The organism is Devosia neptuniae (assembly GCF_025452235.1).
GTDB lineage: Bacteria > Pseudomonadota > Alphaproteobacteria > Rhizobiales > Devosiaceae > Devosia.
The window spans coordinates 1355429-1371618 of sequence record NZ_CP104965.1; the positions used below are offsets into that span (position 1 = coordinate 1355429).

Genomic DNA, 16190 nt, shown 5'->3' on the forward strand with positions numbered 1-16190 from the left:
CACAGCAATAGCGACATCGGAGGGAAACACCATGACTGGCCAGTTAATCGTGGGCCTCGACGTTTCGTCACGCGCGCGCGCCGAGGAAATCGTCTCCCTGCTGGGCGATAGCGTGGATTTCTACAAGATCGGCTATCAGTGTTTTTACGGCGCCGATGGCTATGCGCTGGGCCGCGACCTGCTCAAGGCCGGCAAGAAAGTGTTCTTCGATCTCAAGCTGCTCGACATCGACAACACGGTCGAAAAGGGCGTCGCCGCCATTGCCGAAACCGGCGCGACCATGCTCACCGTGCACGCCTACCCCAAGACCATGCAGGCCGCCGCCAAGGCCGCCAAGGGCTCGGATCTCTGCGTGCTCGGCGTCACCGTGCTGACCTCGATGGACGATGCCGATGTCAAAGATGCCGGCTATGCCCGCGATGCGGCGGGGTTGGTGGCCCTGCGGGCGCAGCAGGCGCGCGATGCGGGCATTGGCGGGGTGGTGACCTCCCCGCACGAGGCAGAAATGGTGCGCACAATTCTGGGGCACAAGATGTTCATCGTCACCCCGGGCATTCGTCCGGCCGGTACGGCCCTGGGCGATCAGAAGCGCGTCATGGCTCCCGGCGAGGCGCTGGCCCTGGGGGCGACGCATCTGGTAGTCGGCCGTCCGATCATCACGGCGCCCGATCCCAAGGCTGCAGCCTTGGGCATTCTCAACGAAATGAACAGCGGCACGCGGCTGGCATGAAGGGCTATTCGGCCTGCATCGACATGCTCTTCGTGCCGGAAACGGCCGATGTGGCGCAGCGCATTCACCTCGCCAAGGCGGCCGGGATGGATGCGGTGGAATTCTGGCTCTGGTCCAACAAGGACCTCAACGCCATTGAAGACGCGCTGGGCCAGACCGGGCTGGCATTGGCGGGGATCGTTGCCGAACCCTTTGCCGAACTGACCCGTACCAGCGACCACAACCGCTTCCTCGACGGGCTGGCGCAAAGCCTTGCCGTCGCCCAGCGCTTGGGCACCAAGGTGATGATCGCCCAGGCCGGCCCGCTCCTAGATGGAGTATCCCGCGAGAGCCAGCATGATGCGCTGGTGGAAGCCATGGCGCGCTCCGCCGATGTGCTCAAGGGCTCGGGCGTGCAGTTGGCGCTGGAGCCGCTCAATACGCTGGTCGACCACGCCGGCTACTTTTTGCATTCGACGGCTGAAGGTCTCGACATCGTGGAAGCCGTCAATCGCCCCGAAATCGCACTGCTCTACGATCTCTACCATTCCATGGTGATGGGCGAAGTCCCCCAGGACGTGCTGGCGGGCCGGGTCGAGCGCATCGCCCATATCCACGTCGCCGACCACCCCGGCCGCAACCAGCCCGGCACCGGCGGCTTGCCGCTGGCCCCGACCCTCGATTGGCTCGCCGCCAATGGCTATGCCGGCTATATCGGCCTGGAATTCAAGCCGACCGGCGAGACGGCCGTGGCGCTGGATGAGACGCGGGCAGAACTGGGGCGGTAACTACCCCGCCAGCCCGTGCGCCTCGGCCAGCCCGGTCAAGTCCACCAGCGGCCGGGCGCCGATATGGCTGATTACTTCCGATGCCGCGAGGCACCCGGTCTTGAGGGCTGATTCCATGGTCTGCCCGCGCGCCATGCCCAGCAGGAACCCCGAGGCAAACAAATCGCCCGCGCCGGTGGCATCGACCACCTTGTCGACCGGGAAAGCCGGCACCGAGGTGATCTCACCATTATAGATCGCCATGGCCCCATCGGCGCCCATGGTGATGGCGGCAAGCTCGGCATCCTTGGCGATTTCGCGCACGGCTTCGCCCAGATCGTCGGTCTGGTACAGCGATTTGAGCTCATGCACATTGGCAAAGACATAGTCGATGGTCTTGGAACGGATCAGGTCCAGGAATTCGGCGCGGTAACGATCGACGCAGAACGGGTCGCTCAGCGTAAAGGCCGCGGCGCGTTCATTCTTGTGCGCGTAATGGGCCGCCAGCACGAAGGCCTTCTTGGCTTCGACCGGATCCCACAAGAAGCCTTCCATATAAGTGATGGCGGCGGCGCCGATCTCGTCGGGGCGGATATCGGCCTCGGTCAATTGGTGGCAAGCGCCGAGATAAGTGTTCATAGTGCGCTCGCCATCTTCGCTGAGGAAGATCATCGAGCGAGCCGTCAGCGCGCCATTCTTGAGCCGGCTGGTGCTGTAATGCACGCCGATGGCGTCCAGATCGCTTTCAAACACATCGCCCAACGGATCATCGGCCACCTTGCCGACAAAGGCGGCGCGGCCACCCAAGGAGGCGACGCCGGCCGCGGTATTGGCGGCGCTGCCGCCCGAAATCTGCTGCCGGGTGAGCGGCATCTTGCCGTAAAGGTCCTCGGCCCGATCGGTATCGATCAGGTGCATGATGCCCTCGCTCATGCCTTCGCGTTCGATAAACCCGGCCTCGACCGGCGCGATGATGTCGACAATCGCATTGCCGATGGTGAGGACGTCAAAACGGGAATGGGACATGAAGGGGGTCCGCCGGTGAGGAAATTTTCCGACGCCCGGTTTAGACGGGCAGCGGCGCCGGGGCAAGTCTTAGGACCAATCGCCATTCATCTCAGGCTGAGCCGAAAATGGTGGTTTTCGAGAACCGGAGCGGAGCGTACATAAGTACGTGAGCACCGGAAGCGCAGAAAACTGCCATTTGCAGGCCAGCATCAGATGAATGCCGGTTGGTCCTAGAGGTGCTCCACGATCTCGGCGATTAGCGCTTCGGTATCTTCGCCAGCCCGTATCGCGATCTGGCCATCGAGCAGCAGCACCGCCAGGCCGTGCACCCTTGCCCAGGCGGCTAGTGCGGCAATACGGCCGGTTTTGGCGTCGCCGCCGCTGATATGGCGCAGCGTGTCGAAGGCCGCGTCGGCGGCCATGCGCAGGCCGGGGCGGCCATCCTTTTTGAGCTGGGGCGAGAACATCAGCCGGAAGAGATTGGCGTTGTCGAGCGCGAACAGCACATAGGTCTTGCCCATCGCCGCCATCAGATCGGGCGGATTGGTCGGGGGTATGGCCTCCATCGCCGCGGTGAAACGCTGGAAGCCGGTGACCGCCAAAGCCTCGAGCAAAGCCGCCCGGCTGTCGAAATGCCGATAAGGCGCCGCCGCCGAGACGCCCACGGCGCGGGCCAGGTCGCGCAGCCCTAGCCCCGCCTCGCCATCGCGCTCGAGAATAATCAGCGCCGCTTCGAGCAGAGCCTGGCGCAGATTGCCGTGATGATAGGGCGCATTTGATGATGTTGACATTGATCACATGAAGGAGCAGATATGTGAGCATTGATAACATAGAGCGTTGAGGGCTCGCAAATGGATATCGGACTGATCCTGGCCATCGCGCACCATCTGGCGGTGTTCACCCTCGTCGGCATCATCGCCGCCGAATTTGCCCTGCTGCGACCAGGCATTGCCGGCACCCGCCTCAGCCAGCTGGCCAAGATTGACGGCGCCTATGGCGGCGTGGCCACGCTGGTGATCATTGTCGGCTTCACCCGCGTCTTCTTCGGCGGCGTGGAGGCAAGCTATTACCTGACCAATTTCGCCTTCTGGGCCAAGATGGCGGCCTTTGTCGTCGTGGGTCTGCTCTCGATCCAGCCGACCCTGTCGCTGCTGCGCTGGCGCAAGCGCCTGGCCAGCGAACCGGATTTCACGCCACCTGCCGGCGAAATCGCCGCAAGTCGCAAGTTCCTGCATGGCGAAGTGGCCATCCTGGTGCTGATCCCGATTTTCGCGGCGGCCATGGCGCGGGGCTATGGCGTGGCCTAGTTGCCCCGCGGCAGCGGCGTCTTCGGCTCGAACCGGCACCATTCGGCGATAGCGCAGCGCCAGCATTCGGGCTTGCGCGCCTTGCAGACATAGCGCCCGTGCAGGATCAGCCAATGGTGCGCATGCAACAGATATTGCGGCGGGATCACTTGGAGCAGCGCCTGTTCCACCGCCAGTGGCGTCGCGCCCGGCGCCAGTCCCGTGCGGTTGCCGACGCGGAACAGGTGGGTATCCACCGCAATGGTGGGCTGCTTGAACCAGATATTGAGCACCACATTGGCCGTCTTGCGGCCGACCCCGGGCAGGGCCTCCAGCGCCTCGCGGTCTTCCGGCACTTCGCCATTGTGCCGCTCCAGCAGCAATTGGCTCAGCGCAAAGACATTCTTGGCCTTGGTGCGAAACAGGCCGATGGTCTTGATCTCAGCTTCGATTTGCTCCTGGCCCAAAGCCACCATGGCCGCCGGGGAGGGCGCCAGTTCGAACAGGCGCTTGGTCGCCTTGTTCACCCCGGCGTCGGTGGCCTGAGCCGACAGCACCACGGCCACCAAAAGGGTAAAAGCGTTGATATAATCGAGCTCGCCCTTGGGCTCTGGCTCGATCTCGTGGAACCGGGCGAAGATGGCTTCGACATCGGCTTTGGGCAGGCTCTTCACTTTTTTCGCCACAGCCATTCTCTCGACACTGATTCTGCGCCTATAGTCTTTCCCAGAGACAGCCATGCCGATGCAAGCCACAACCACTTCGCCGCTGTTTGCCGCCGAGCTGACCCCCCATCGTACGCTGGGACGGGGGGGAATGCAGCTTGTCGTCGCCCTGGTGATTCTGCTGATCCTGTCGCCGCTGCTGCTGGCCCTCTCGGCCGGTGTCGGACCGCTGCTCGGCTTTATCGTGCTCGACATGATCGCCATTGGCGCGACCCTGCTGCTCTCCTCGCGCCAGGGCAAGAAGCGCGAGATCGTCCGGCTATGGTCCGATCAGCTCGAAGTGGTGAGCGTCGATGCCAAGGGCGATCGGGTGCTGCGCCGGTTCAATCCCAATGCCGTGCGGCTGGTGCTCGATCGCGACGTCAATGAAAAGACCCTGGCGCTGCGCCTGCGCGCCAATCGGGACGAAATGGAAATCGGCGCCTTTCTCAACAGTGATGACAAGGCCAGTTTTGCCAAGGCGTTCGGCACGGCCCTGCGCAAGGCGCGGGCGTGAGGCGTCAAAATCGGGTCGCTTTGGCTGATCCAAATGCCTAGATCAAGCCATGACAAAAAACCGATCATGGGTGTCCCGATGAACCAGATCATGCCCCTTACGCCCGATAGTGATTACGAAACCATCCAGGCCGCCATCCGCTATCTCAGCGAGAATGGTCCGGACGTCGCCGACCTGCCCCGCTTTGCCCGCACACTGGGGCTGACCGAGCGGCAGCTGACCGACCTGTTCCGCCGCTGGTGCGGCCTCTCGCCCAAAAGCTTTGCGCAGGCCGTGGCGCTCGATCATGCCAAGAGCCTGCTGCGCGCCAGGGAAAGCGTGCTCGACACCACTTATGAAGTGGGTCTCAGCTCGACCTCGCGGCTGCATGATCTGTTCGTCGCCTATGAAGCCATGCCGCCGGGGATTTTCCGCGCCGGTGGAGCCGGGCTGGACATGGTCTGGGGCGTCGGCCCGTCGCCCTTTGGCCTCGCCGTAGTGACCGCCACCGAATATGGCATGTCGGGCCTGGGCTTTGCCGATGCGAATACTACAGTGGAACAGGCTTTCGAAGACCTGGCCAATCGCTGGCCCAATGCTCGCTTTACCCGCAATGACCCCAAGGTCGCCCCGATGATCGCCCAGGCCTTCGATCCGGCCCGCTGGTCGGCCGACCGCCCGGTCCGGGTGGTGCTGATCGGCACCGATTTCGAGGTCAAGGTCTGGGAGACGCTGCTCAAGATTCCAGTGGGCCAGGCCACGACCTATTCGGCGGTGGCCAACCATATCGGCCGCCCCACCGCATCGCGCGCCGTGGGCGCGGCAGTGGGCAAGAACCCGATCAGCTTTGTCGTGCCCTGCCATCGCGTGGTGGGCACGTCAGGCGCGCTGACTGGTTACCACTGGGGCGTGCCACGCAAGCGGGCGATCCTCGGCTGGGAAGCCGGCGTGATTTCCGCCGCGCATTAGTTTCACGTGAATCCACGGGATCGGAGTACCCCCTCCTAGCCTCCCCCTGATAGGGGGAGGGACCGGCCGGTGGTTGGGACTCTATCGTGTTGCAAGAGTGGAGAGATCCCTCCCCCTATCAGGGGGAGGTTAGGTGGGGGTATCCCCCTAAATCTCGATCCGCGCTTCGAGCTGACCTTCGGTCCCGATATTATAAACCGTCGGCTGCCCCGTCGCGATTTCGCGCTTCAGGATCTGTTCGGGCGTCAGCCCCTCTATCGCCATCACCAGCGCCCGCAGCGAATTGCCGTGAGCAGCGATCAGGATGGTCTTGCCGGCCTTCAGCAGCGGCAGGATTTCAGCCTCGTAATAGGGCAGGGTGCGGGCAGCCGTATCCTTGAGGCTCTCACCACCCGGCGGGGGCACGTCGAACGAGCGGCGCCAGATCAGCACCTGTTCCTCGCCCCATTTCTCGCGCGCATCATCCTTGTTGAGCCCCGACAGGTCGCCATAATCGCGCTCGTTCAGCGCAATATTACGGGTGATGGTGACGTTGAGAATGTCCATCTCTTCCAGCATCAGGTCCAGCGTGTGCTGAGCGCGGCGCAGGGCGGAGGTGTAATAGAGATCGGGCACGATGCCCTTGGCCTTGAGCGCCTTGCCGGTGGCGCGGGCTTCACCAATACCTTTTTCGGTTAGGTCCGGATTGCGCCAGCCGGTAAACAGGTTCTTGAGGTTCCACTCGCTTTCGCCGTGGCGCACGAGGATCAGGGTGCCGGTCATGTCAGAATTGTCCTTGTTCAGTCGGTAAGGCCGAGCACGTCGACCATGGAATAAAGGCCCGGCTTCTGCCCATAGGCCCAGAGCACGGCGCGGGCGGCGCCATTGGCATAGATGGTGCGGTCTTCGGCCTTGTGGTTCAGCTCGATCCGCTCGGAGGGGCCGGCCAGGATCACCATATGATCGCCGATCACGGTGCCACCGCGCAAAGCCGTGAAGCCAATGGTGCCGGGCTCACGCGCGCCGGTATGGCCATCGCGGCCGCTGACCTTCTTGTCCTTGAGCGACACATTGCGGCCCAGGGCTGCCGCCTCGCCCAGCATGAGTGCAGTGCCCGAAGGCGCATCGACCTTTTTGGCGTGGTGCATTTCAAAGATTTCGACATCGTAATCGGCCAGGGCCGCCGCCGCCTGGCGCACCAGATTGGCCAGCACCACCATGCCCATGGAGAAATTGCCGGACTTGACGATGCGCGCACCGGCGGCACCAGCGGCAGCAATCGCCGCATCATCGGCTTCCGAACAGCCGGTCGTGCCGATGATATGAACGAGGCCGCGTGCCGCCGCCTTTTGCGCCAGGGCAACGCTGGCGCCGGGCGCCGTGAAATCGATGATCGCATCGGCGCCATCGAGAACGGCGTCGATATCGTCGGTGATGGCGACACCCAGCGCGTCGCCACCCACGAACGAGCCGGCATCCTTGCCGATGACAGCAGAGCCCGGGCGGCCGATGGCAGCATGCAGCAGCAGATCGGGGTGATTGGCGATGGCTTTGATATTGGCCACGCCCATGCGCCCGCCAGCACCCGCCACGATCACCTTCAGCTGCGTCATCGTCCATCTCCAAACAGTCACGTCGGCTATAGCAGCGGCGGATGCAAACGCCAACACCGCTACCGGAACACAATGAGCGTGTTAGTGTTGGCAAAACGCAGACCAAATCAGGACGCGACATGACCATCACCAACGCCCTGGCCGGCATTGCCGTGGAAGACATTGGCGAGGCGATCGACTTTTACGAGCGCCTGTTCGGCCGCATGCCGGACGCCAGACCGATCAATGATGTGGCCGAATGGAAGACGCCCGGCGGCGGCTGGATCCAGGTGTTCACCGACGCCGACCGCGCCGGCGCCTCGGCCCTGACCCTGGTGGTCGACGACATTGCCGAGGAATTGGGCCGGCTGAGCTTGCACGGCATCGTGCCGGTCGCCAAGGCCATCGGCGACTTCTTCAAGACCGCCAAGTTCCGCGATCCCGATGGCAACCAGATCGTGCTGAGCCAACCCCAGCACGGGACCTATTGAGAGCTTTTTTTCCCCTCGCCCCTTGAGGGAGAGGGACAGATCATTCTTCGTTCAGAAGAATGATCAGGGTGAGGGGTGCTGCGTTCGCCCATGCCAGAAATGCAGCAGTAAGAGACCCCTCATCCCAACCGAAATTCGCCTTCGCGAATTCGGTGTCCCTCCGGGCACCTTCTCCCTCAAGGGGAGAAGGGGGAAGGTGGGACCTAAACCCGGCGCAACTGCACATCCTCGATCAGATGATCCCGGCCCTTCTTGAGCACGAGATCAGCTCGCCCGCGGGTCGGCAGCACGTTCTCAAGCAGGTTGGGCAGATTGATCGTCCGCCAGATCATGCGGCCAAACGTTTCCGCCTCGGCCTCGCTCATTTCCGCGATGCGGCGGAAATAGGAGGTCGGGTCCTTGAAAGCGGTCTCGCGCAGGCGGAAGAAGCGCTCGAGATACCAGCCTTCCAGATCATCGGTATCGGCGTCGATATAGACCGAGAAATCCAGATAATCGGAGGCAAAGACGATGGGCTTGCCATTCCTGGGGAGCTCGCCGGGCTGCAAAATGTTCAGCCCCTCGACGATCAGGATATCGGGCCGGTCGACCACGACTTCCCCGCCCGGCACCACGTCATAGACCAGGTGGGAATAGACCGGCACTTTGACATTACCCTTGCCTGATTTGATGTCAGACAGGAAGGCCACGAACCGCCCGCGATCATAGCTTTCGGGAAAGCCTTTGCGCTCCATGATGCCGCGCTCGGTCAGCACAGCATTGGGATACAAAAACCCGTCCGTGGTAACCAGATCGACCTTGGGGCTCGAGGGCCAGCGCTGCAGCAGCGCTTGCAGGATACGCGCCGTCGTGGATTTGCCCACCGCCACCGAACCGGCCACGCCGATGATGAAGGGCACTTTCTGGTCGGGGGTTTCGAGGAACCGCGCCGATACATTATGCAGGCCCTGAATGGCCTCGACATAGAATGACAGCAGGCGCGTCAGCGGCAGATAGACTTCCTCGGCCTCTTCCAGCGAGATCGGATCGGACAGCGTGCGCAGCCGGGCGACATCCTCGCGGGTCAGCGTCATCGGCTCGTCGGCCCGCAAGGCGGACCACTCCGTCTTGGTGAAGTGATGGTAAGGGGCGGGCGCCTTGCGCTTGCTCATTCAGTTGGAATCCTTGCGGCCGGCCTTTTCGGCGAGGCCCGATTGGGCGGTGCGGGCATCGAGTTCGGCCATGACATCGTCCAGCGCCACGCCCGAAGCGCGGAGCAGCACCAGCAGGTGGTAGAGCAAATCGGCGGCTTCCTTGGTCAATTCGGGCTTGTCGCGCGAGACGGCGGCGATCACCGCTTCGGTGGCCTCCTCGCCCAGCTTTTGCGCGCATTTCTCGATGCCGCGGGCAATCAGCTTGGCCGTATAGCTTTCATCGGGCGAAGCCGCAGCGCGCAAAGCCAGGCGCTGGTCGAGAGTTTCAAGAGTCATGGGCATGAATGCCTCCAATGCCGTCAATCAGGCCGCGCGGTCCATCCGCACATCCACGCCATGCTCGCGCAGATAGTGCTTGGCCTGGGGAATGGTGAAGGTGCCGAAGTGGAAGATCGACGCGGCCAGCACGGCGCTGGCATGGCCTTGCTTCACCCCATCGACCAGGTCCTGCAGGCTGCCGACCCCGCCCGAAGCGATGACCGGCACTTCCACCGCATCGGCAATGGCCCGGGTCAGCGCCAGGTCGAAACCGGACTTGGTGCCGTCGCGGTCCATCGAGGTCACCAACAGTTCGCCCGCGCCGCGTTCGACCATGCGCATAGCAAATTCCACCGCGTCGAGGCCCGATGCCTTGCGCCCGCCATGGGTGAAAATTTCCCATTCACTGCGATTGTCGCCACCGACGCGCTGGTCAAGCCGCTGCTTGGCGTCGACCGACACCACGATGCACTGGTTGCCGAACTTGTCGGCCGCCCGTTCGATGAAATCGGGATCGTTCACCGCCGCCGAATTGATCGCAACCTTGTCGGCCCCGGCCAGCAGAAGCTTGCGGATATCCTCGATCGAGCGCACCCCGCCCCCCACCGTTACCGGCATAAAGCAATGTTCGGCCGTGCGCGCCACCACGTCGAAAATCGTGTCGCGGCCCTCGTGGCTGGCGGTGATGTCGAGAAAGGTCAGCTCGTCGGCGCCCGCCGCATCATAGGCAATGGCGGCCGCCACCGGGTCACCGGCATCGATCAGGTCGACAAATTGCACGCCCTTGACCACGCGGCCGCCCATCACGTCGAGGCAGGGGATCAGGCGGGTCTTGAGACTCATGATTTAGATTCCTTGGCGGCGCGGCCCCAGGCGAGGCGGTGGATGATCAATAGCACGAGCCAGACGATAAAGGCGCCGCCGCCCAGAGGCAGGCTTGCGATCATCAGCCAGCCCATCAGCGCCATGCCATAGAGCGTGGTGCCCCAGTCCGAGCCCCAGACGATGCAGGGATGGACATCGCCTTCATCGAGCCGGCAGCCATGCGCGTCGGCAATGGCAGCAGCCAGCAGCACCGACAGCAGCGGCAGGATGGTCAGGAACAGGATCACCGCCCAGACGATCCAATAGGCGGCCCAGGGAAAGCGCCGGGCAGCCTCCCTCATGCGGCGCTTCCTTGATTGGCGGGCGACGCCTGCCGCAACAAAGCCAATGCTTCACGTGAATCAATCCGCCCGTCATAGAGCGCGCGGCCGGAAATGGCGCCTTCGAGCACCGCGTAGTCCGGCTGGGTCATCCGCTCGATATCGGCCATCGAAGCCAGGCCCCCCGAGGCGATCACCGGAATTGAGGTGGCGCGGGCCAGCTCGAGCGTGGACTCCCAATTGATCCCGGCCAGCACGCCATCGCGGTCGATATCGGTATAGATGATGGCCGCGACCCCGGCGCCTTCAAAGCGCTTGGCCAGCTCGACCACGCTGAGTTCGGACGTCTCCGCCCAACCCTCGACCGCCACCATGCCCCCCCGCGCATCGATGCCGACAGCGACCTGACCGGGCCACTTAGTGGCTGCTTCTTTCACCAAAGCCGGATCGCGCACCGCGACCGTGCCCAGGATGACGCGAGCCAGGCCCTTGTCGAGCCAGCTTTCGATATGGCCGAGATTGCGGATGCCGCCGCCCAGCTGGACGGGGAACTTTACCGTTTTGAGGATGGCTTCGACGGCCGCGCCATTGACGCTCTCGCCGGCAAAGGCGCCGTTGAGATCGACGACATGCAGATACTCGAACCCCTGGTCCTCAAAGCTCTTGGCCTGCGCCGCCGGATCGTCATTGAACACGGTGGCCTGGTTCATGTCGCCCAGCTTGAGGCGCACGCATTGGCCGTCCTTGAGGTCGATGGCTGGAAACAGGATCATGGCGCCCACCGCAAAAAGTTCTCGATCAGTTTGAGGCCCAGTGCCTGGCTTTTTTCCGGGTGGAACTGGGTGCCGAAAATATTGTCGCGCGCCACGCAGGCGGTGACCGGGCCACCATAACCCGCGGTGGCGACCAGCGTCTCCGCCCGGTCCGTCACCAGGTGATAGGAGTGCACGAAATAGGCGTGCAGCCCATCGGGCCCGGTGGGAATGCCCGCGAGCAATGCATGGGGGCGCAGCACCGAAATGGTGTTCCAGCCCATATGCGGAATCTTGAGGCTGGGATCGGATGGCGTGAGCTTTTCGACCGCGCCGGCAATCCAGCCGAGGCCGGGCGTGATCACCTTCTCGCGGCCTTCACTGGCCAGCAATTGCATGCCGACGCAGACGCCCAGGAACGGCACGCCACCGGCAATGACCCGCTCCTGCAAAACCTCGACCATGCCCGGCACGGCATCGAGCCCCGCCTTGCATTCGGCAAAGGCGCCGACGCCGGGCAGCATGATGCGATCGGCCTGCCGCACGCGGTCCGGATCGGACGTGACTTCCACAATCGGGCGGTCGTCCAGCTCCGCTGCCATGCGCTCGAACGCCTTGGCGGCCGAGTGCAGATTGCCCGCGCCGTAATCGATAATGGTGACGAGACTCATGAACGGCTCTCCAGCGCGCCCAGCCGCGCCAGGTCAGCATCGCCCGCCACCCGGTCGCCGCGATGGCGCCAGCCGCGCGAGGCGAGGTTATGCCGGCGCAGGCCGGGCGCGGCAAAACCGATGGCCGCGGCGAAAACAATATAGAGCCAGATGGTCGCGTCGGCACCCAACCAGGGCGCCGCAAAGCTCAGCGCCACCAGCGTCACGACAAAGCCGATCAGCTCGAGCCAAAGCCCATGCACCAGCGCAAACACCGGCGGCAAGAGAGCCGCAAACCAGGAGAATTTCTCCGGGATAGCGGCCGGGGCAGCGGACAGACCGGGCTTGGGATCGAAAATGGCGAAGAGGGTCACTGAACGCTCCAAAAACTCGATGTCATCCCGGACTTGATCCGGGATCCATCTTGAGATCTCAGGATGGGCCCCGGCCTGCGCCGGGGTGACACCGTGGTTTTTGCTGACTTAGTGCAAAAGGCCGGAAAACAAAAGCCTACAGCACACCCTTGGTGCTCGGCACGCGATCGGCAGCGCGCGGATCGATCTCGACGGCATCGCGCAGGGCGCGGGCCACCGCCTTGAACATCGACTCGGCCAGATGGTGGTTATTGTCGGTGTAGAAGTTTTCGATATGCAGCGTGATGCCGGCATTCATGGCAAAGGCCTGGAAAAATTCCCGAAACAGTTCGGTATCCATCTCGCCCACCTTGTCCCGGCTGAATTCGGCGCGGAACACGAGGAACGGGCGGCCGGACACATCGAGCGCCGCGCGGGTCAGCGTGCCGTCCATGGGCAGGTCGCAGGAGGCGTAGCGGCGAATGCCCTTCTTGTCGCCCAGCGCCTGGGCGATCGCCTGGCCGATAGCGATGCCCACATCTTCCGCCGTGTGGTGGAAATCGATGTGCAGATCGCCCGTGCAGGACACATCCATGTCGATCAGCGAGTGGCGGGAAAGCTGGTCGAGCATGTGATCGAAAAAGCCGATGCCGGTCGCCATCTTGTGCGCGCCGGTGCCATCGAGATTGATCGAGACGGATATCTCGGTCTCGTTGGTCTTGCGGGCAATTGTTGCGGTGCGCATTGGCGTGTCTCCGAAGGTCGGGGCTCTCTAGCAGATAAGCGCAGAGGCATAAAGATTGCGTTGCGGGCGGCCGGGGGCGGTGATTGCACCATCCCTCCTCCCCACCGCTCTCCCTCGGGCTCGACCCGAGGGCCACTCGCCGCTTGTGCCGGACCAGGTAGGCCCTCGGGTCAAGCCCGAGGGAGACGCGGTGATATTGGGAGTGGTGGTGACATGCACCAATTCGCCCCCACCACGGTGTCATTCCCGCGAAAGCGGGAACCTCCGTTTCGGGGATGTTGAAGAAGCAAAACAGGGTCCGCGCTTTCGCGGGGATGACACCACGGTTGGGGACAGCAAAGAGCTCACTTATCCCCCTTATCCCCGCCCCCAAAACCCGTGCCATCATACCCCCATCCCGCCAGTCACCGGTCCCCACGCAGGGCCGGGCGGGGTGGCCGTGGGAGAGGGGCGCTTCTCCAGTGGGGTTGGAAACTCGGCAGCCGGACCTGCAAGAATGGTACCGCCTGAACCGGACCCTGCACAAAAGCGGATCGTGACGGGCGGCCTTTGGCTCCCCTAGACTACACTGGCATGAGTCAAAGGCCGCCCGTTACCGTGTCTCCGCAGGCGCCCCGCGCCGTGCGGCGCTTTTGCACGCATTGCATTCGCGTTCATGTCACCTAAATATCACTCAACAGTTCTGGAGTACCTTCCCAATGAGTGACAGTAATTTCCCCGGGTGGCACGGGACGACGATCGTTTCCGTGCGCAAGGGCAACAAGGTCGTGGTGGCTGGCGATGGCCAGGTTTCCATGGGCCAGACGGTGATGAAGCACACCGCCAAGAAAGTCCGGCGCCTGGCCGGCGGCAAGGTGATCGGCGGCTTTGCCGGCTCCACCGCCGATGCCTTCACGCTGTTTGAGCGGCTGGAAGCCAAGCTCGAGCAATATCCCGACCAATTGATGCGCGCCGCGGTCGAATTGGCCAAGGATTGGCGCACCGATCGCTATCTGCGCAAGCTCGAAGCCATGATGATCGTGGCCGACAAGACCGATACCTTGGTGCTGACCGGCACGGGCGACGTGCTCACCCCCGATCACGGCGTCATCGCCATTGGCTCGGGCGGCAATTACGCCCATTCGGCGGCTCTGGCCCTGCATCAGGCGACCGAACTCGATGCCGAAGACATTGCCCGCCGCGCCATGAAGATCGCCGAAGAAATCTGCGTCTACACCAATGGCAATGTGACGCTGGAAACCATCGAGCTCAACGCGTGAGCTATTCCATCCGCCAGCTGACCGGTGACGATGTCGAGGCCTATCGCGAATTGCGGCTGGAAAGCCTGCAACAGCATCCCGAGGCCTTTGCCGCCACCTATGAAAGTGCGGCGGCGCGGCCGGCCAGCCAATGGGTCGAGACGCTGATCCAGCTGACCTTGTTTGGTGCCTTTGCCGAAGGCGGCCGGCCGGTGGGGCTGGTGGCCTTCGATCAGAGCGGTGGCGACAAGGACCGCCATCGTGGCTGGCTGCTGCAAATGTATGTGCGCCCGGAGATGCGCGGCACCGGCTGTGCGCAGGCATTGGTCGAAACCCTGCTCGATCATGCCCGGGGCAAGGTGTTGCAGGTGCATCTGGGCGTTTGGGCCGAAAACCGGCCCGCTATCCGTCTCTATGAAAAGACGGGATTTGTGACCTACGGCAACGATCCGCGGGCCTTTTATGTCAACGGTCGATTTATCGATGACCATTTGATGGTGCGCTTCCTGGATAAGGCACCTGGAGACCAACAATGAGTGAAACCAATTTTTCCCCGCGCGAGATCGTCAGCGAACTCGACCGCAATATCGTCGGTCAGAAGGATGCCAAGCGCGCCGTGGCCGTGGCCCTGCGCAATCGCTGGCGCCGCCAGCAGCTGCCGCCCGAATTGCGGCGCGAGGTCAGCCCCAAGAATATCCTGATGATCGGGCCGACCGGCGTCGGCAAGACCGAGATTTCCCGCCGCCTAGCGCGCCTTGCCCAAGCCCCCTTCATCAAGGTTGAAGCCACCAAGTTCACCGAAGTGGGCTATGTCGGGCGCGATGTGGAACAGATCATCCGCGATCTGGTGGAAGCCGGCATTGCCGTATTGCGCGACAAGCGCCGCGCCGATGTGCAGGCCCAGGCCCATCACAATGCCGAAGAACGCGTGCTCGATGCGCTGGTGGGTGGTTCGGCCGCGCCGTCAACCCGCGATAGCTTCCGCAAAAAGCTGCGTGACAATGAGCTCGATGACAAGGAAATCGAGATCGAGATGACGCCCGCGGCCAATACCGGCGGGTTTGAAATCCCCGGCATGCCCAATGGCGGCATCGGCATGATCAACCTTTCCGACATGTTCAAGCAGGCCATGGGCGGGCGCGGCGTCAAGCGCAAGATCAAAGTCAAGGACGCCTATGAGCCGCTGATCGCCGAAGAGGCCGACAAGCTCCTCGATCAGGAACAGCTCAAGGCCGAGGCCATCGAGCTGGTGGAAAACCATGGCATCGTCTTCATCGACGAGATCGACAAGGTCGCCGCCCGCGAGGGTGGCGTCTCCGGCGGTCCGTCGCGCGAAGGCGTGCAGCGCGATCTGCTGCCGCTGATCGAAGGCACGACCGTATCGACCAAATATGGCCCGGTCAGCACCGACCACATCCTGTTCATCGCTTCAGGCGCCTTCCATGTGAGTAAGCCCAGCGACCTCTTGCCCGAATTGCAGGGACGCCTGCCGATCCGGGTCGAGCTCAAGGCGTTGACGCGGGAGGATTTCATCCAGATCCTCTCCAGCACCGATGCGAGCCTGATCAAGCAATATGTGGCGCTGATGGGCACGGAAGGGGTGACGCTCGACTTCACCCAGGACGCCATCGAGGCGATTGCCGATGCGGCCGTCAAGGTCAACAACTCGGTCGAAAATATCGGCGCCCGGCGCCTCCAGACCGTGATGGAACGGCTGGTCGAGGACATCTCCTTCGACGCGCCGGACAAGCAGGGCCAGACCATCAAGATCGACGCCGCGTTCGTCGCGGACAAGGTCGGCGTGCTGGCAGCAGATACGGATCTGAGCAAGTTCGTGCTGTAGGCGATTAAGGGG

22 protein-coding genes are annotated in these 16190 nt (G+C 63.2%); 9 read left to right on the forward strand and 13 right to left on the reverse strand.

Annotation, left to right across the window (positions count from 1 at the left end; genetic code table 11):
• The first annotated feature begins 31 nt into the window (after positions 1 to 31).
• Together pyrF and N8A98_RS09355 are read left to right on the forward strand one after the other, a co-directional pair.
• Positions 32 to 730, forward strand: a complete 699-nt coding sequence (gene pyrF / locus N8A98_RS09350) for an orotidine-5'-phosphate decarboxylase (RefSeq protein ID WP_262170874.1) — start codon at positions 32 to 34, stop codon at positions 728 to 730.
• Complete coding sequence (locus N8A98_RS09355) at positions 727 to 1497, forward strand: TIM barrel protein (RefSeq protein ID WP_262170875.1); 771 nt, start codon at positions 727 to 729, stop codon at positions 1495 to 1497. The genes pyrF and N8A98_RS09355 overlap by 4 nt, the downstream gene beginning before the upstream one ends.
• Here N8A98_RS09355 and N8A98_RS09360 read toward each other — a convergent pair whose 3' ends face one another.
• Together N8A98_RS09360 and N8A98_RS09365 are read right to left on the reverse strand one after the other, a co-directional pair.
• Positions 1498 to 2502: an adenosine kinase gene (locus N8A98_RS09360; RefSeq protein ID WP_113120558.1), complete on the reverse strand. Its 1005-nt coding sequence runs from the start codon at positions 2500 to 2502 to the stop codon at positions 1498 to 1500.
• Positions 2503 to 2714: 212 nt separating this feature from the next.
• The gene (locus tag N8A98_RS09365; RefSeq protein ID WP_262170877.1) at positions 2715 to 3275 is read right to left on the reverse strand and encodes a TetR/AcrR family transcriptional regulator; all 561 of its coding nucleotides are present in this window, start codon (positions 3273 to 3275) and stop codon (positions 2715 to 2717) included.
• 60 nt (positions 3276 to 3335) lie between these two features.
• Here N8A98_RS09365 and N8A98_RS09370 point away from each other — a divergent pair, with 60 nt between their 5' ends.
• Positions 3336 to 3791: a DUF2214 family protein gene (locus N8A98_RS09370; RefSeq protein WP_262170879.1), complete on the forward strand. Its 456-nt coding sequence runs from the start codon at positions 3336 to 3338 to the stop codon at positions 3789 to 3791.
• On the opposite strand, the gene nth is transcribed toward N8A98_RS09370, so the two are convergent.
• Positions 3788 to 4462: an endonuclease III gene (gene nth / locus N8A98_RS09375; RefSeq protein ID WP_262170881.1), complete on the reverse strand. Its 675-nt coding sequence runs from the start codon at positions 4460 to 4462 to the stop codon at positions 3788 to 3790. The two genes, N8A98_RS09370 and nth, sit on opposite strands and share 4 nt — an antisense overlap.
• Before the next feature lie 46 nt (positions 4463 to 4508).
• Here nth and N8A98_RS09380 point away from each other — a divergent pair, with 46 nt between their 5' ends.
• Both N8A98_RS09380 and N8A98_RS09385 read left to right on the forward strand, forming a co-directional pair.
• The gene (locus N8A98_RS09380; protein ID WP_262170882.1) at positions 4509 to 4991 is read left to right on the forward strand and encodes a DUF2244 domain-containing protein; all 483 of its coding nucleotides are present in this window, start codon (positions 4509 to 4511) and stop codon (positions 4989 to 4991) included.
• Positions 4992 to 5069: 78 nt separating this feature from the next.
• Entirely contained in the window at positions 5070 to 5939 is an 870-nt protein-coding gene (locus N8A98_RS09385; RefSeq protein ID WP_262170884.1) for a methylated-DNA--[protein]-cysteine S-methyltransferase, read from the forward strand.
• Positions 5940 to 6086: 147 nt separating this feature from the next.
• Here N8A98_RS09385 and N8A98_RS09390 read toward each other — a convergent pair whose 3' ends face one another.
• Together N8A98_RS09390 and dapB are read right to left on the reverse strand one after the other, a co-directional pair.
• Positions 6087 to 6701: a 2,3-bisphosphoglycerate-dependent phosphoglycerate mutase gene (locus N8A98_RS09390; protein ID WP_113120564.1), complete on the reverse strand. Its 615-nt coding sequence runs from the start codon at positions 6699 to 6701 to the stop codon at positions 6087 to 6089.
• 17 nt (positions 6702 to 6718) lie between these two features.
• The gene (dapB, locus tag N8A98_RS09395; protein ID WP_262171939.1) at positions 6719 to 7522 is read right to left on the reverse strand and encodes a 4-hydroxy-tetrahydrodipicolinate reductase; all 804 of its coding nucleotides are present in this window, start codon (positions 7520 to 7522) and stop codon (positions 6719 to 6721) included.
• 128 nt (positions 7523 to 7650) lie between these two features.
• Between dapB and N8A98_RS09400 the strand changes: the two genes are divergently transcribed.
• The gene (locus N8A98_RS09400; protein ID WP_113120565.1) at positions 7651 to 8001 is read left to right on the forward strand and encodes a VOC family protein; all 351 of its coding nucleotides are present in this window, start codon (positions 7651 to 7653) and stop codon (positions 7999 to 8001) included.
• 203 nt (positions 8002 to 8204) lie between these two features.
• Here N8A98_RS09400 and coaA read toward each other — a convergent pair whose 3' ends face one another.
• From coaA to hisB, 8 genes are all read right to left on the reverse strand, one after another.
• Positions 8205 to 9152: a type I pantothenate kinase gene (gene coaA / locus N8A98_RS09405; protein ID WP_262170887.1), complete on the reverse strand. Its 948-nt coding sequence runs from the start codon at positions 9150 to 9152 to the stop codon at positions 8205 to 8207.
• Positions 9153 to 9476 (reverse strand): phosphoribosyl-ATP diphosphatase, encoded by a 324-nt coding sequence (locus tag N8A98_RS09410; protein WP_262170889.1) that lies wholly within the window; start codon positions 9474 to 9476, stop codon positions 9153 to 9155.
• Positions 9477 to 9497: 21 nt separating this feature from the next.
• Positions 9498 to 10295 (reverse strand): imidazole glycerol phosphate synthase subunit HisF, encoded by a 798-nt coding sequence (gene hisF / locus N8A98_RS09415; RefSeq protein ID WP_262170890.1) that lies wholly within the window; start codon positions 10293 to 10295, stop codon positions 9498 to 9500.
• Positions 10292 to 10618: a hypothetical protein gene (locus N8A98_RS09420; protein WP_262170892.1), complete on the reverse strand. Its 327-nt coding sequence runs from the start codon at positions 10616 to 10618 to the stop codon at positions 10292 to 10294. The genes hisF and N8A98_RS09420 overlap by 4 nt, the downstream gene beginning before the upstream one ends.
• Positions 10615 to 11370: a 1-(5-phosphoribosyl)-5-[(5-phosphoribosylamino)methylideneamino]imidazole-4-carboxamide isomerase gene (gene hisA / locus N8A98_RS09425; RefSeq protein ID WP_262170893.1), complete on the reverse strand. Its 756-nt coding sequence runs from the start codon at positions 11368 to 11370 to the stop codon at positions 10615 to 10617. The genes N8A98_RS09420 and hisA overlap by 4 nt, the downstream gene beginning before the upstream one ends.
• Positions 11367 to 12020, reverse strand: a complete 654-nt coding sequence (gene hisH, locus N8A98_RS09430; protein WP_262170895.1) for an imidazole glycerol phosphate synthase subunit HisH — start codon at positions 12018 to 12020, stop codon at positions 11367 to 11369. Before hisH ends, hisA begins: the two co-directional genes overlap by 4 nt.
• Positions 12017 to 12373, reverse strand: a complete 357-nt coding sequence (locus tag N8A98_RS09435; RefSeq protein WP_262170897.1) for a DUF2628 domain-containing protein — start codon at positions 12371 to 12373, stop codon at positions 12017 to 12019. The genes hisH and N8A98_RS09435 overlap by 4 nt, the downstream gene beginning before the upstream one ends.
• Before the next feature lie 136 nt (positions 12374 to 12509).
• On the reverse strand, positions 12510 to 13097 hold the full coding sequence (hisB, locus tag N8A98_RS09440; RefSeq protein WP_262170898.1) for an imidazoleglycerol-phosphate dehydratase HisB: 588 nt from the start codon (positions 13095 to 13097) through the stop codon (positions 12510 to 12512).
• Positions 13098 to 13795: 698 nt separating this feature from the next.
• On the opposite strand from hisB, the gene hslV reads away from it, so the two are divergent.
• The 3 genes from hslV to hslU are packed head-to-tail and all read left to right on the forward strand — an operon-like array spanning position 13796 to position 16178.
• Positions 13796 to 14356, forward strand: a complete 561-nt coding sequence (gene hslV, locus N8A98_RS09445; protein ID WP_113123320.1) for an ATP-dependent protease subunit HslV — start codon at positions 13796 to 13798, stop codon at positions 14354 to 14356.
• Positions 14353 to 14871, forward strand: coding sequence for a GNAT family N-acetyltransferase (locus tag N8A98_RS09450; RefSeq protein ID WP_262170900.1), 519 nt, complete (start codon positions 14353 to 14355; stop codon positions 14869 to 14871). Before hslV ends, N8A98_RS09450 begins: the two co-directional genes overlap by 4 nt.
• Positions 14868 to 16178, forward strand: a complete 1311-nt coding sequence (gene hslU, locus N8A98_RS09455) for an ATP-dependent protease ATPase subunit HslU (protein WP_262170901.1) — start codon at positions 14868 to 14870, stop codon at positions 16176 to 16178. Before N8A98_RS09450 ends, hslU begins: the two co-directional genes overlap by 4 nt.
• Positions 16179 to 16190 lie beyond the last annotated feature (12 nt).